The organism is Pseudomonas sp. KBN12P06040 (assembly GCF_037574965.1).
GTDB lineage: Bacteria > Pseudomonadota > Gammaproteobacteria > Pseudomonadales > Pseudomonadaceae > Pseudomonas > Pseudomonas aeruginosa.
Genome location: NZ_JBBELS010000001.1, coordinates 2140604 through 2154394, shown reverse-complemented (window position 1 = coordinate 2154394; position 13791 = coordinate 2140604). Strand labels below are relative to the sequence as shown.

Sequence of the window (13791 nt, the reverse complement as noted above, 5' to 3'; positions counted from 1 at the left end):
TTTCATGGAGGCGAGCGGTTCGCGGGAAAGGTCGCGAGCAACGCACCTTCGGACCGACCCTCGCTGCGTCCATGAAGTTCAGCAGAAGCTGAGCATTAATCCAGGCAGGCAGGCGCACAGCAAAGGCTGACCGGGAACCGCCCTTTTCGGCGAGCGACCCGCCGGTCATATCCGACAGAGCTTAACGAGCCGGCAAGGCAAAACACTTACCGTGCTGCGACATATTCGTTCACCCCGGGAGCATCGGCTCACTGCACCGGCAGGAAATGCATGAACAGCAGTCCCTGGGCGTAGTTCACGCTGATCCGCCGGTAGCGTTCGCCGAGCACCTCGGCGAGCAGGTCCAGGCGCGCGACGATCTTGGCGAACTCGCGGGCGTAGCTGAGGTTGCTGGCGTCGTCGGTGAGGGCGTTGGAAAGCAGCAACGGGGCGCCCTTGTCGTCCTTGCGGGTAGCCAGCATCCAGGTGGCGACCTCGACGTTGCGCGCGGCGTTGTAGACGTACTGCGCGTCGATCCCCTGGTAGACGTAGAACTCGGTACGCCCGCCATGGGCGGTGATCAGCATGCTGGCCAGGGAATAGATGAAGGCGCCGACGCGGTCGCCCCTGAACGCCGGATCGAGGGAGTAGGACAGCGCGGCGATGTCGCGGCGGCCGCCCAGGTCGCTGAGTTCGCGGTTCTGCTCGATGGCCCGGCGGATCGCCAGCTCGGCGTCGGCCTGGCTCGGCAGGCCGGTCTTCTTCCATTCGGCGGGATTGCGCTTGTACAGCTTCCAGAGCAACTGGTAGAGGCTTTGCAGGTTGTCGCGCATGGCCAGGGTGGCCATGCGATCGGCATCGGTCTGGAGGAATTCGCCGGCGCGCATCGAACCCTGGCTGGTGTCCTCGCCGGCGGCGTTGCGCGGCGCGTTCGAACATCCGCTGGCGAGCGCGCCGAGCAGCAACAGCAGCCCACCGACCCAGCGCCGCCACCCACGCCGGGCGCGGCCCTCCCCCTTGCGCCGGGCAAGCCCCGGCAATGTCGCTCCTGACAAACGCTCTGTCCATTCGCTGTTCGCATCGCGGAAACCGACCCGCGTGCGCCGGCGAAGTTCCCCGGGCGCGTCGATCCGCCGCGCTTCGCGAGGCAGGTCACGGCGAGAGGCGGAGGCTTTTCACCGGCATACCCGCGCGGGTTCACGAATAGGCGCGGCACGAGCGTCGGAGAGTACGCTAGGCAGTCGCCGTGCGCTAACATGTGCGGGATCGGGGGGCCGTCATCCGCCGCAGAGCGGAGCCTTCTCCCCGCCCGCCCGCGCCGGCCTCGCCGTGCGCCACCGAGCGACACCCCAGCAGGCCTTGGAACCGGTAGTCCAGACAATGAGCAACGAGCCAGAAAGCACGCAGCACAAGAGCGCCCTGCAGGGACTGAAGGGCTACCTGTCGAGCCAGATCCTCGGCCAGGAAAAACTCGTCGACCGCCTGCTGATCGCGCTGCTAGCCGACGGCCACCTGCTGGTGGAAGGCGCGCCGGGACTGGCCAAGACCAAGGCCATCAAGGACCTCGCCGAAGGCCTCGAAGCCGAGTTCCACCGTATCCAGTTCACTCCCGACCTGCTCCCCGCCGACATCACCGGCACCGAGATCTACCGTCCGGAGACCGGCACCTTCGTGTTCCAGCAAGGCCCGATCTTCCATCACCTGGTGCTGGCCGACGAGATCAACCGCGCCCCGGCCAAGGTGCAATCGGCGCTGCTCGAAGCCATGGCCGAGCGCCAGGTTTCGGTCGGCCGCAGCACCTACGACCTGCCACAGCTGTTCCTGGTGATGGCGACACAGAACCCGATCGAGCAGGAAGGTACCTACCCGTTGCCGGAAGCCCAGCTCGACCGCTTCCTCATGCACGTCAAGATCGGCTACCCGGAGGCCTCGGTGGAACGCCGCATCCTCCAGCAGGCGCGTGGCGAGGCACTGAACGGCGAGGCCCGGCCGGAGCGCAGGGTGACCCAGGAAACCATCTTCGCCGCGCGCCAGGAAATCCTCGGCCTGTACATGGCCGACGCGGTGGAGGAATACCTGGTGCAACTGATCATGGCCACCCGCACCCCGGCCAAGCACGACGCGGAACTCGCCGAATGGATCTCCTACGGCGCCAGCCCGCGCGGCTCCATCGCCCTCGACCGCTGCGCGCGCGCCCACGCCTGGCTGGGCGGACGCGACTTCGTCAGCCCCGAGGACATCCAGGCGGTGCTGTTCGACGTGCTGCGCCATCGCCTGATCCTGACCTTCGAGGCGGAAGCCGCCGGCATCGACCAGGACCGGGTCGTGCAGCGCATCCTCGACGTGGTCGCCGTGGCCTGAGGCCGCCGCCATGCTGAGCGCCGCCCCTGGCGTCGAACTGGGCCTCGACGAGCTTCTGGAAATGCGCCACCGGCTCCACGAAGCGCGCCTGTTCTCCTCGCAGAACCGCCGCAGCCCGCTGGTCGGCCTGCATCACTCGCGCCTGCGCGGACGCGGCGTGGACTTCGACCAGGTGCGCATCTACCAGCCCGGCGACGACGTACGGACCATCGACTGGCGCGTCACCGCGCGCACCCGCGAGCCGCACACCAAGCTGTTCCACGAGGAACGCGAGCGACCGGTGTTCGTCCTGGTCGAACAGAGCCAGCGCCTGTTCTTCGGCTCCGGCCTGTGCTTCAAGGCGGTGCTGGCGGCACGCGCGGCGGCCTTCATCGGCTGGTCGGCGCTGGCCCACAACGACCGTATCGGCGGCCTGGTATTCAGCGACCGCGACTGCCACGAAATCAAGCCGCGACGCAGCAAGCACAGCCTGCTGCAACTGTTCAACCAGCTATTGCGGGCCAATCGCGAGCTGCGCGAGACGCCGGCCGAGCGACCTGGCGAACTGTTCGGCCTGGCCCTGCGCCGCGCCCGCGAAGTGCTGCGCCCGGGCAGCCTGATCCTGGTGCTGTGCGACGAGCGCACCCTCAATGACGTCGCCGAGCAGCAACTCAGCCTGATCGCACGCCATACCGACCTGGTGCTGCTGCCGCTGTCCGACCCGCTCGACCATGCCCTCCCCGCCGCCGGACTGCTGCGCTTCCGCGAAGGCGCTGCCGACCTCGAGCTGGACACCCACGCCGACGAGCTGCGCCAGGCCTATCGCGAGCTGGCCGAGGCGCGCCGCGCGCGCTGGCAGCGGCTGGCCCAGCGACTGGGCGTGCCGCTGCTGCCGCTGTCGACCCAGGAAGACCTGGTGGAGCAGTTGCGGGACCTGCTGGAACAACACCAGCCGGGGTATCGCGCATGAATCCGCTCGACCGGCTGGAACCGCTGATCGCCCCCCTGCCCGTCGGCTGGTGGCCGCCGGCGCCCGGCTGGTGGCTGCTGGCCGCCCTGCTGCCGTTGCTCGGTTGGGGGCTCTGGCGACTGCGCCGGCACCTGCCGCGGCGCACCATCGCCACCCGCGGCGAAGCGCCGCTGGATCCGCTGCGCGAAGCGGCCCTGGCCGAACTGGCCGCGCTTGCCAAGCCCTACGGCAGGGCTTCCGCCGGGCCCTGGCTGCAGGCCATCAACGGCCTGCTCAAGCGGGTCTGCAGGGCGCGCTGGCCAGATAGCGGCAGCCACGCCCTCAGCGGCCGCGCCTGGCTGGCGTTCCTCGACAACCGTTGCCCGGCCGCCGGCCTGACCCGCTGGATGATCCTGGTGGAAGGCGGCTACCGTGCCGACTGCACCCTCGACGACAAGGCCGTGGACGGCCTCGACGCCGCCGTCGCCACCTGGATTCGCAAGCATGTTTGAGTTCGCCTGGCCCTGGGTCTTCGCCCTCGCCCCGTTGCCCTGGCTGCTGCGCCTGGTGCTGCCGGCCGCCGACAGCGGCGAGGCGGCGCTCAAGGTGAGCTTCCTCGACGAACTCGAAAGCCTCGCCGGACGCCGTGCCCGCGCACGCCTGCCGGCCTGGCGGCAGCAGGTGCGCTTCGCCCTGCTCTGGTTCCTCCTGCTGCTCGCCGCGGCCCGCCCGCAGTGGGTCGGCGAACCCCTGCCGCTCCCCGCCAGCGGCCGTGACCTACTGCTCGCGGTGGATGTCTCCGGCTCCATGGACTACCGCGACATGCGCTGGCAGGACGACGAGATCAGCCGCCTGGAACTGATCAAGAAACTCTTCGGCGACTTCATCGAAGACCGTCGTGGCGACCGCGTCGGCCTGATCCTGTTCGGCAGCCAGGCCTACCTGCAGGCGCCGCTGACCTTCGACCGGCACACCGTGCGGGTCTGGCTGGACGAGGCGCAGATCGGCATCGCCGGCAAGAACACCGCGATCGGCGACGCCATCGGCCTGGCGGTCAAGCGCCTGCGCCAGCGGCCCGCGGAAAGCCGGGTGCTGGTGCTGATCACCGACGGCGCCAACACCGGCGGACAGATAGCCCCGCAGATCGCCGCGCAACTGGCCGCCGAGCAACAGGTGAAGATCTACACTATCGGCGTCGGCGCCGACCCGCAGCAGGGCGGCGTGCCCGGCCTGTTCGGCTTCAACCCGGGGCTCGATCTCGACGAGCCGACCCTGCGCGGTATCGCCGAGAGCACTGGCGGCGAATACTTCCGCGCGCGATCCAGCGCCGAGCTGGAAAGCATTTCCGCGACCCTCGACCGCCTCGAACCGGTCGCCCAGCAGACTACCCGGGCGCGCCCGGCCCTGGCGCTGTACAGTTGGCCGCTGGCCGCCGCCCTCGGCCTGAGCGTGCTGCTGGTGGCGCTGGAACTCTGGCCACGGGAAAACCGGACCTGGCCGCGCCGCCGTTCCGGGAGGCAACCATGAACCTGTTGCTGGACGCCTGGCCGCACTGGCTGCGCCCCTACTGGCTGCTGCTGGCGCCGCTGCTTGGCTGGTTGCTGTGGAAGCTGCTGCATCGCCAGCGTCGTGCCGGACGCTGGCAATTGCTGCTGCCGACGGCCTTCCAGCCCTGGCTGCTGGTCGGCGGCGCCGGGCGGCAGAACCGCATGCCCTGGATCTGCCTCGGTATCGCCTGGCTGCTGGCCCTGCTGGCCTTGCTCGGGCCCAGTTGGCAGCAACTGGAACAGCCCTCGATGAAGCGTAGCGACCCGCTGGTGGCGATCCTCCAGCTGACTCCCGGGATGCTTGCCGGCGACCTGTCGCCGACCCGCCTGGAACAGGCCCGGCGCAAGCTGCTCGACCTGCTTCGCACGCGCAACGACGCGCAGACCGCGATCGTCGTCTACGCCGGCAGCGCGCATACCCTGGTGCCGCTGTCGGACGACCAGCTCACCGCGCGCAACCTGCTCGACGCCCTGAAACCTTCGATCATGCCCGAGCCCGGCCAGCGCGCCGACCTTGCGGTGCGCCAGGCCCTCGACCTGCTGGAACAGGGCGCCCAGGGCCGCGGCCGCCTGCTGCTGCTGACCAGCGGGCTGAGCGAACCCGAGCGCCAGGGCATCCGCAGCGCCCTCGAGCACCGGACGGCGCGCCTCGCCGTGCTCGGCGTCGGCACGCCGAAGGGCGCTCCGGTGCAGCAGGAGGATGGCAGCTTCCTCAAGGACGACCAGGGCGGCATCCTCCTGCCCAGGCTCGACGAAAGCGGGCTGCGCCGCTTCGCCGCGGAGATCGGCGCCGGCTACCAGCGCCTGCGGCCGAACGACCGCGACCTCGACAGCCTCGGCCTGCTGGCCCGCGGCGGCACGCTGGAGGAAGACCGCGAGAACGCCCTGCTGCGCCTGCAGCGCTGGGCCGACCAGGGTTACTGGCTGCTCCTGCCGCTGCTCCTGCTGGCCGCCTGTGCCGGACGGCGCGGCTGGCTGTTCTGCCTGCCGCTGTTGATGCTGAGCCTGCCGCAACCGGCCATGGCCTTCCAGTTCGAAGACCTCTGGCTGCGTCCGGACCAGCAAGGCCAGCGCCTGTTGCAACGGGGCCAGGCGGACGAGGCGGCGAAGCGCTTCGAGGACTTCCGCTGGAAAGGCCTGTCGCTCTACCAGGCCCGCGACTACGCCGCCGCTGCCCAGGCCTTCGCCCAGGGCGACCAGGCCGACGATCACTACAACCGTGGCAACGCCCTGGCCCGCCAGGGCGAACTGGAAGCCGCCGTCGACGCCTACGAACAAGCCCTGGAGCGCCAGCCGCAACTGGTCGCCGCGCAACGCAACAAGGCCCTGGTCGAGGAACTGCTGCGCCAGCGCCAGGAACAGGCGGCGCAGCAGCAGGCCGGCGAGAACAAGGAACAGCGCCAGGAAGCGAGCCAGCAGAGCCCGCCATCCGGAAGCAGCCAGCGGCCGCCGCGCGATGCGGCGACCGTCGATGCGCAGAAGGCCCAGGCCGCGGCGCCCTCGACCAGCCTGCCGGAAGACGAAGGCGAGAAGACCGCCGGAGCACCCGGCCAAGCGCAGCCGCAGCCCGACGCCGAGGACGAGCGGACGGGCGACGAGGAAGCCGACGACGGACTCGACGACGAACGTCGCCAGGCCCTCGAGCAATGGCTGCGACAGATTCCCGACGATCCCGCCGAGTTGCTGCGGCGCAAGTTCTGGTACCAACAGCAGCAACGCCAGGAAGCCACGCCATGATCCGCCTGTTCTGCAGCCTGCTTCTCGCGCTCCTCTGCGTCTCCGCCCACGCCAGCTTCAGCGCCAGCGTCGACCGCGCCCGCCTGACCGAAGGGGAAAGCGTCGAACTGACGCTGGAATCGGACGACCCGACCCTCTTCGGCAAGCCCGACCTGAGCCCGCTGGACGCCCTCTTCGAGGTCCTCGGCACGCGCCAGGTCAACCGTCTCGCCACGCAGAACGGCCGGGCCCAGGCCACCACCCGCTGGATCGTCACCCTCCTGCCGAAGCAGAGCGGCTACGTGGCGATCCCGCCGATCAGCCTCGGCGCCAGCAGCACCCAGCCGATCAGGCTGCACGTACTGGAGGCGCGCGACCGCGCCAAGAGCAGCAAGCTGGCGCCGGTCTTCATCGATGCCAGCGTCGACCAGGAGACGGTCTACGTGCAGGCCCAGGCGATCCTCACCCTGCGCATCTACCACTCGGTGTCGCTATACGACGACAGCAGCCTGACCCCGCTGGCGATGAACGACGCGAAGGTCGAACAGCTCGGCGAGGCGCGCACCTACGAGAAGGAGATCAACGGCATCCGCCACGGCGTGATCGAGGTGCGCTACGCGATCTTCCCGCAGAAGAGCGGCACCCTGGAGATTCCTGCGCAAGCCTTCAGCGCGACCCTGGTCGACCGTGGCAGCGACGACTACAACCCCTTCGGCCCGCGCCCCGGCCGGCAGATGCGGGTGACTTCGCCGAGCATCCCGCTGCAGGTCCGGCCCAAGCCTGCCGACTATCCGGCCGACGCGCCCTGGATGCCGGCCCGCGCGCTGAGCATCAGCGAAAGCTGGAGCCCGCAGCCGGAGCAGGCACAGGTCGGCGAATCGCTGACGCGCAACGTGCTGCTGAAGGTCGAGGGGCTTTCCGGCACCCAGCTTCCGCCGTTGCCGCTGCCCGACGTGCAAGGCCTGCGGCGCTACCCGGACCAACCGCAGCTGGCCGACCAAAGCACCGACCAGGGCCTCATCGGCAGTCGCGAGGAACGCGAGGCGCTGGTGCCTGAGCAGGCCGGGCGCATCGAGTTGCCGGCGCTCGAAGTGGTCTGGTGGAACACCCGCGAAGACCGCCTGGAGCGCACCAGCCTGCCACCGCGCACCCTGGAAGTGGCCGCCGCGCCGCAGGCCGAGGCGGAGCCGCCGGCGGCGGCGCTGCCGCTCGGCGAACGCCTGGAGCCGACGCTCTGGCCCTGGCAACTGGCTACCGCCGTGCTGGCCCTGACCACCCTGCTCGGCTTCGGCCTCTGGTGGCGCGCCCGCCAGCTGCCGGCGGTGATCCGCGCCGCAGCCAACGGCCCGAGCAGCCGCAGCCTGCTCGACGAGCTGCGCCGCGCCTGCCTGGCCAACGATCCCCAGGCGACCCGCCAGGCCCTGGACGCCTGGGCCCGTCAGCAACCCGATACCCTGGCCGACATGGCGGCCCGCTTCGTACCGCTGTCCGACGCCCTGGATGGCCTCAACGGCGCGCTGTACAGCGAGAGCGGCCATTCCTGGCAGGGCGAGGACCTGTGGCGGGCGATCCGCGCCCTGCCCACCACGGAACAAGCGCCGGCGGGAGCGGTCGACAATGGCGGCCTGCCACCGCTCTATCCGCGCTGAACGGCGCTATGGTTAGGACTGGCACGACATTCCGATTCCGCAAGAGGGCCCGCATGCGCTTCCGTACCCTGTACCTCGTCCTGTGCGGCCTGCTCCTGGGCCACGCCGCGACGGCCGCCGAACCGCCGACCGCGCCCACGCCGCCGACGCAGCCGGCCGAAGGGCCGGGCGGCGCGGCCTATCGCCATGCCAGCGTGCATCAGTGGCACTTCGGCGAAGGCGCTCGCGAATACTGGGTGTTCACCCCCGAGCAACCGGTCCCCGGCAACGCTCCGCTGGTGATCTTCCTGCACGGCTGGAGCGTGATGCAGCCGGACCTCTACCGCGCCTGGATCGACCATATCGTCCGCCGCGGCATGGTGGTGGTCTACCCGCGCTACCAGCCGGACCTGAAGACGCCCAACGCAGACTTCCTCGACAATGCCGCCGGCGCCCTCGGCGACGCCCTCAGGCGCCTGCAGGCCGGCGAGCTGGGGGTGCGCCCGCGGCTGAACCAGGTCGCCTACCTCGGCCACTCCGCCGGCGGACTGCTCGCCGCCAACCTGGCGGCCGCCAGCGAACGCCTGAAGCTGCCGGCGGCGAAGGCGCTGATGGTGGTCGAGCCCGGCAAGAGCCAGGGCAAGCGCTGGGACGGCGTGGCCCAGGAACGCCTGTCGGGGCTGGCCAAAGGTACCCTGCTGCTGGCGGTCTGCGGCGACGAGGACAGCCACGTGGCCTGCACCGACGCCAAGCGCATCTACCGCCAGAGCCGGCACATTCCGCCCAGCGACAAGAACCTCCTGCTGCTGCGCAGCGATCGCCACGGCGCTCCGCCGCTGCTGGCCAACCACGCGGCGCCCACCGCGCCGGTATTCGGCCCGCAGTATCCGAAGGAAGAAGACAGCGACTGGTTGCTCGACCGCGTCGAGAAGCGCCTCGAAGTCCAGCAGGCCGAAGGCCGCTATACCGGCCACGACCCGCTGGTGATCGACGCCCTCGACTGGTACGGCACCTGGAAGCTGTTCGATGGCCTCACCGACGCGGCGTTCTACAACCGCAACCGCCAGTACGCCCTGGGCGCTACGCCGGAGCAGACCGGCATGGGCCAATGGAGCGACGGCACCCCGGTGAAGCCGATCAAGGTGCTCAAGTAGGCGCGGGCAACGCCCGCGGCGAACCAGGCACAGCGTCCCATCCGTCATGCGAACAGATACCATGCATATCCACGTACTCGTCGTCGAAGACAACTTCGATCTCGCCGGCACCGTCATCGACTACCTCGAGGCCGCCGGGGTGGTCTGCGATCACGCCCGCGACGGCCAGGCCGGCCTCAACCTGGCGCGCGCCAACCGCTACGACGTGATCCTGCTGGACATCATGCTGCCGCGCATCAACGGCCGGCAGGTCTGTCGCCAGCTGCGCGAAGCCGGCCTGCAGACCCCGGTACTCATGCTCACCGCCCTGGATACCCTGCAGGACAAGCTCGACGGCTTCGACGCCGGCGCCGACGACTATCTGCTCAAGCCCTTCGAACTGCCGGAGCTGCTGGTCCGCCTGCAAGCCCTCAGCCGGCGCCGCAGCGGCCAGGCCCAGCGCCTGCAGGTCGACGACCTGGTGATGGACCTCGACAGCCGCCAGGCCAGCCGCGGCGGCACGCCCCTGGCGCTGTCCCCCACCGCCTGGAAGATCCTCGAGTGCCTGATGCGCGCCAGCCCCGCGCTGGTCACCCGCGAGCAGCTGGGGCGCAGCGTCTGGGGCGACGAGCCGCCGGAAAGCAACACCCTCAACGTGCACATGCACCACCTGCGCAGCACCGTCGACAAGGGGTTCGCCACCCCTCTGATCCATACCCTGCACAGCGTCGGCTTCCAACTGGAGCGCAAATGAAACGCGGCCTGAGCCTGATCCCCATCGTCGGTGGCGGCGTCAGCCTGATCCTCGCCGGGGTGCTGCTGGTCTACACGCGCATGCTCGGCGACTACGGCGAGACCGGCGCCCTCTACCTGCTCAGCATGATGATGGAAGAGGAAGGGCTGTACTTCGCCCAGCGCTACCAGGAAGACCCGGCTACGCCGGCGCCGGACAGCTACTACTTCAAGGGCAGCGTCGGCACCGCGGGGCTGCCGCCGAAACTCAGGGAGATGCTCGACACCCCACCCTACAAGAGCATCGGCGCCATGCAACTGCTCGGCAACTGGGACGACGATGACGAAGAGGAGGATGACGACGCGCCCAGCGACGATGCCTACGTGGTGGTCCGCCAGCCACTGGCCGACGGCAAGACGCTCTACCTCTACGACAACGACGCCGCCGGCAGCATCGACACGCCGCTGTCCGACGCCATCATCGACGCCCGCGTCAGGCAGACCTGGATCGTCACCCTGTCGGTCACCCTGCCTTCGCTGGCCGCCGTCGGCCTGCTGGTCTGGTTCATCGTCGCCCCGCTGCGCAAGCTGACGCGCTGGTCGATGACCCTCGACGACCTCGCCCCGGACAGCCAGCGGCCGCGCTTCAACTACCGCGAACTCAACGTGCTGGCGGATACCCTGTGGAACAGCGTGACCCGGATCAAGGACTTCAGCCAGCGCGAGGAGCGCTTCCTGCGCTACGCCAGCCATGAGCTGCGCACCCCGCTGGCGGTGATCGGCATGAACCTGGAGCTGCTCGACCAACCCGGCCGCGCGCCCTCCCCGCATGCCTTGCAACGCATCCGCCGCTCGGCGCTGGGCATGCAGCAGATGACCGAGACCCTGCTCTGGCTCAGCCGCGAGAGCGGCGAACTGCGCGACGACGGACACATCGAGGTCGGCCGCCTGCTGGAGGAACTGCTCGAGGAACAGCAGGCGCTGAGCCAGCGCCGCGGCCTGACCTTCCACCTCGACGTGGAGCCACACAGCCTGCCGCAGACCCGCGCACGGATCATCATCGGCAACCTGCTGCGCAACGCCCTGCAGTACAGCGACGAGGGCGTGGTGGAAATCGTCGTGCGCGACCGCAGCCTGCTGATCAGCAACCCCATCGGCGCGGCCCAGGGCACGGAGGAGTCGATGGCGTTCGGTTATGGCCTGGGCCTCGACCTGGTCCAGCGCCTGTGCCAGAAGAGCGGCTGGCGCCTGCATTACAGCAGCGACGAGCAGCGCTTCCGCTGCGAGCTGCTGTTCCCCGCCACACCGGACTGAAGCGCGGCGGCCTTCCTCCGCGCGAAAAAAACCGCGGCCGGGGCCGCGGTCTTGGCGAGGCTCGGTGCGACTCAGTGAGCGAACAGCGAGGCCTTCCTGGCCTGCAGCTTGGCCGGGTTGATCAGGAAACGCGCCAGGGCCGGCAGCAGCCAGAGGGCGCCGAACATGTTCCAGAGCAGCATGAAGGTCAGCATCAGGCCCATGTCGGCCTGGAACTTGATCGCCGAGAAGATCCAGGTGGCCACGCCGATCGCCAGGCACAGGCCGGTGAACAGCACCGCCTTGCCGGTGGAGCGGAGGGTCTCGTAGTAGGCCTCCTGCAACGGCAGGCCCATGCGCAGGAAAGACTCCAGGCGGGTGTAGATGTAGATCCCGTAGTCCACCCCGATGCCGACGCCGAGGGCGATCACCGGCAGGGTCGCGACCTTCACGCCGATGCCCAGCGCCGCCATCAGCGCGTTGCCCAGCACCGAGGTGAGGATCAGCGGCAGGACGATGCAGAGGGTCGCGGCGAAGGAACGGAAGGTGATCATGCACATGGCCGCCACGCAGATGTACACCAGCACCAGGATGATCAGTTCGGACTGCTTGATCACCTCGTTGGTGGCGGCCTCGATCCCGGCGTTGCCGGCGGCCAGCTGGAACTGCAGGTCGTCCTTGTCATTCTCCGCGGCGAAGGCCTGCACCGCCGCCACCGCGCGGTCGAGGGTCTCGGCCTTGTGGTCGTTGAGGAAGACCAGCAGCGGCGCCAGCGAGCAGTCGGTGTTGTAGAGACCGTCGGCACGTGCGATGGAGTTGTTCAGCACGTCCTGGTTGCGCGACAGGGTCTCCCATTTCAGGTTGCCTTCGTTCATCCCCTTGATCACCTGCTTGGACACGGTGACCATCGAGATCGCCGACTGCACGCCCTCGGTGTTCTCCAGCTTCCAGGCCAGCTCGTCCATGGCCGCCAGGGCCTGGTGGGTGGAGCAGCCTTCCGGGGTGGTCTTGACCATCACCACCAGCACGTCCGAACTGGTCGAGTAGTTGCGGATGATGAAGTCGTTGTCGAGGTTGTAGCGCGAGTCGGGACGCAGTTCCGGCGCGCCCTGGTCGAGGTCGCCGATCTTCAGGTGCTTGCCATACCAGAGGCCGCCGCCGAGCATCAGCAAGGCGATGGCGATGGACACCGGGGCCACCTTCGGGCTGGCGAAGTTCGACAGCAGGCGCCAGAACGGGTGCTCGCGCACCGCGTCGTCCTTGCTGCGCTGTACCGCCTTCTTGCTGATGCCGATGTAGGAGATCGCCACGGGCAGCAGGATCAGGTTGGTGAAGACGATCACCGCCACGCCGATCGAGGCGCCGATGGCCAGCTCGCGGATCACCCCGATGTCGATCACCAGCAGGGTGATGAAGCCGACGGCGTCGGCGAGGATCGCGATCATCCCCGGCAGGAACAGTTGGCGGAAGGTCAGCCGCGCCGCCATCAGCGCATTGTCGGCGCCGCTGGACTGCAAGGCGATGCCATTGATCTTCTGCACGCCGTGGGAAATACCGATGGCGAAGATCAGGAACGGCACCAGCATCGAATAGGGATCGAGGCCGAAACCGACCAGGTTGAGCAGGCCGAGCTGCCAGAGCACCGCCACCAGGGTGGTGATCAGCACGGCGATGGTGCTGCGGATGCACTTGGTGAACCAGTACAGCAGGACCAGGGTGATCAGCAGGCAGATACCGAAGAAGCCGACCACCATCACCAGCCCGTCGATCAGGTCGCCGACCTTCTTCGCGAAGCCGACGATGTGCACCTTCACGTTGGGGTTCTGCAACTGGTACTTGTCGCGGATCTTCTCTTCCAGCTCATGGGAGAACTGGCGGTAGTCGAGCTTGATCAGTTCGCTCTGGTTCTTCGGATTCGGGTACATCTCCAGCAGCGGCACGTCGACGATGCTCGACTTGAAGTTGTTCGCTACCAGGCGGCCGATCTGCCCGGACTTGAGCACGTTGTTGCGCAGTTCCTCCAGCGCCCGCGGCGAACCGTCGTAGGTCTGCGGGATCACCTCGCCGCCGGCGAAGCCTTCCTCGGTCACTTCGGTCCAGCGCACGCTGGGGCTCCACAACGACTTCAGGCCGGAACGGTCGACGCCGGGGATGTAGAACACCTCGTCATGGATCTGCCGGAGCGTCTCCATGTACTCCTTGGTGAAGATGTCGCCGTTCACCGCCTCCACCGAGATGCGCACGGTGTTGCCGAGGTTGGCCAGGTCGTTGCGGTGCTCGAGCATTTTCTGGATGAACGGGTGCTCCAGCGGGATCATCTTCTCGAAGCTGGTGGACGGCCGCACCTGGGTGGCCTGGTAGAACAGGAAGACGCTGACCAGCAGGCAGAGGAAGATCACCACCGGCCGGTTGTTGAAGATCAGGCGTTCGAGCAGGCTCGCCTTGTTTTGCTGATGCTGGTTCATGGCACTCAT

The 13791-nt window shown here is 68.6% G+C and carries 11 protein-coding genes; 9 read left to right on the top strand and 2 right to left on the bottom strand.

Annotated elements, in window-relative coordinates; translation table 11 throughout:
- Positions 1–248: 248 nt before the first annotated feature.
- Entirely contained in the window at positions 249–1019 is a 771-nt protein-coding gene (locus tag VQ067_RS10200; RefSeq protein ID WP_003116459.1) for a hypothetical protein, read from the bottom strand.
- 340 nt (positions 1020–1359) lie between these two features.
- Here VQ067_RS10200 and VQ067_RS10195 point away from each other — a divergent pair, with 340 nt between their 5' ends.
- From VQ067_RS10195 to cprS, 9 genes are all read left to right on the top strand, one after another.
- Positions 1360–2340 carry an AAA family ATPase gene (locus tag VQ067_RS10195; protein ID WP_003091294.1) on the top strand — a complete coding sequence of 327 codons (981 nt, stop codon included), beginning with the start codon at positions 1360–1362 and terminating at the stop codon, positions 2338–2340.
- Between the two features lie 10 nt (positions 2341–2350).
- On the top strand, positions 2351–3289 hold the full coding sequence (locus tag VQ067_RS10190; RefSeq protein WP_003091295.1) for a DUF58 domain-containing protein: 939 nt from the start codon (positions 2351–2353) through the stop codon (positions 3287–3289).
- The gene (locus tag VQ067_RS10185; protein ID WP_003113947.1) at positions 3286–3780 is read left to right on the top strand and encodes a DUF4381 domain-containing protein; all 495 of its coding nucleotides are present in this window, start codon (positions 3286–3288) and stop codon (positions 3778–3780) included. The genes VQ067_RS10190 and VQ067_RS10185 overlap by 4 nt, the downstream gene beginning before the upstream one ends.
- Entirely contained in the window at positions 3773–4795 is a 1023-nt protein-coding gene (locus VQ067_RS10180) for a vWA domain-containing protein (protein WP_023096545.1), read from the top strand. The genes VQ067_RS10185 and VQ067_RS10180 overlap by 8 nt, the downstream gene beginning before the upstream one ends.
- Positions 4792–6552 (top strand): VWA domain-containing protein, encoded by a 1761-nt coding sequence (locus VQ067_RS10175; RefSeq protein WP_023081481.1) that lies wholly within the window; start codon positions 4792–4794, stop codon positions 6550–6552. Before VQ067_RS10180 ends, VQ067_RS10175 begins: the two co-directional genes overlap by 4 nt.
- Complete coding sequence (locus tag VQ067_RS10170) at positions 6549–8180, top strand: BatD family protein (protein ID WP_003113945.1); 1632 nt, start codon at positions 6549–6551, stop codon at positions 8178–8180. The genes VQ067_RS10175 and VQ067_RS10170 overlap by 4 nt, the downstream gene beginning before the upstream one ends.
- A gap of 53 nt (positions 8181–8233) precedes the next feature.
- Entirely contained in the window at positions 8234–9313 is a 1080-nt protein-coding gene (locus tag VQ067_RS10165; RefSeq protein WP_003112115.1) for an alpha/beta hydrolase fold domain-containing protein, read from the top strand.
- Positions 9314–9374: 61 nt separating this feature from the next.
- A complete protein-coding gene (gene cprR / locus VQ067_RS10160; RefSeq protein WP_003091311.1) occupies positions 9375–10046 on the top strand; it encodes a cationic peptide response regulator transcription factor CprR in 672 nt (223 codons plus the stop codon).
- On the top strand, positions 10043–11338 hold the full coding sequence (gene cprS / locus VQ067_RS10155) for a cationic peptide sensor histidine kinase CprS (protein WP_003110077.1): 1296 nt from the start codon (positions 10043–10045) through the stop codon (positions 11336–11338). Before cprR ends, cprS begins: the two co-directional genes overlap by 4 nt.
- Positions 11339–11409: 71 nt before the next feature.
- On the opposite strand, the gene VQ067_RS10150 is transcribed toward cprS, so the two are convergent.
- Entirely contained in the window at positions 11410–13791 is a 2382-nt protein-coding gene (locus tag VQ067_RS10150) for an efflux RND transporter permease subunit (protein WP_003138533.1), read from the bottom strand.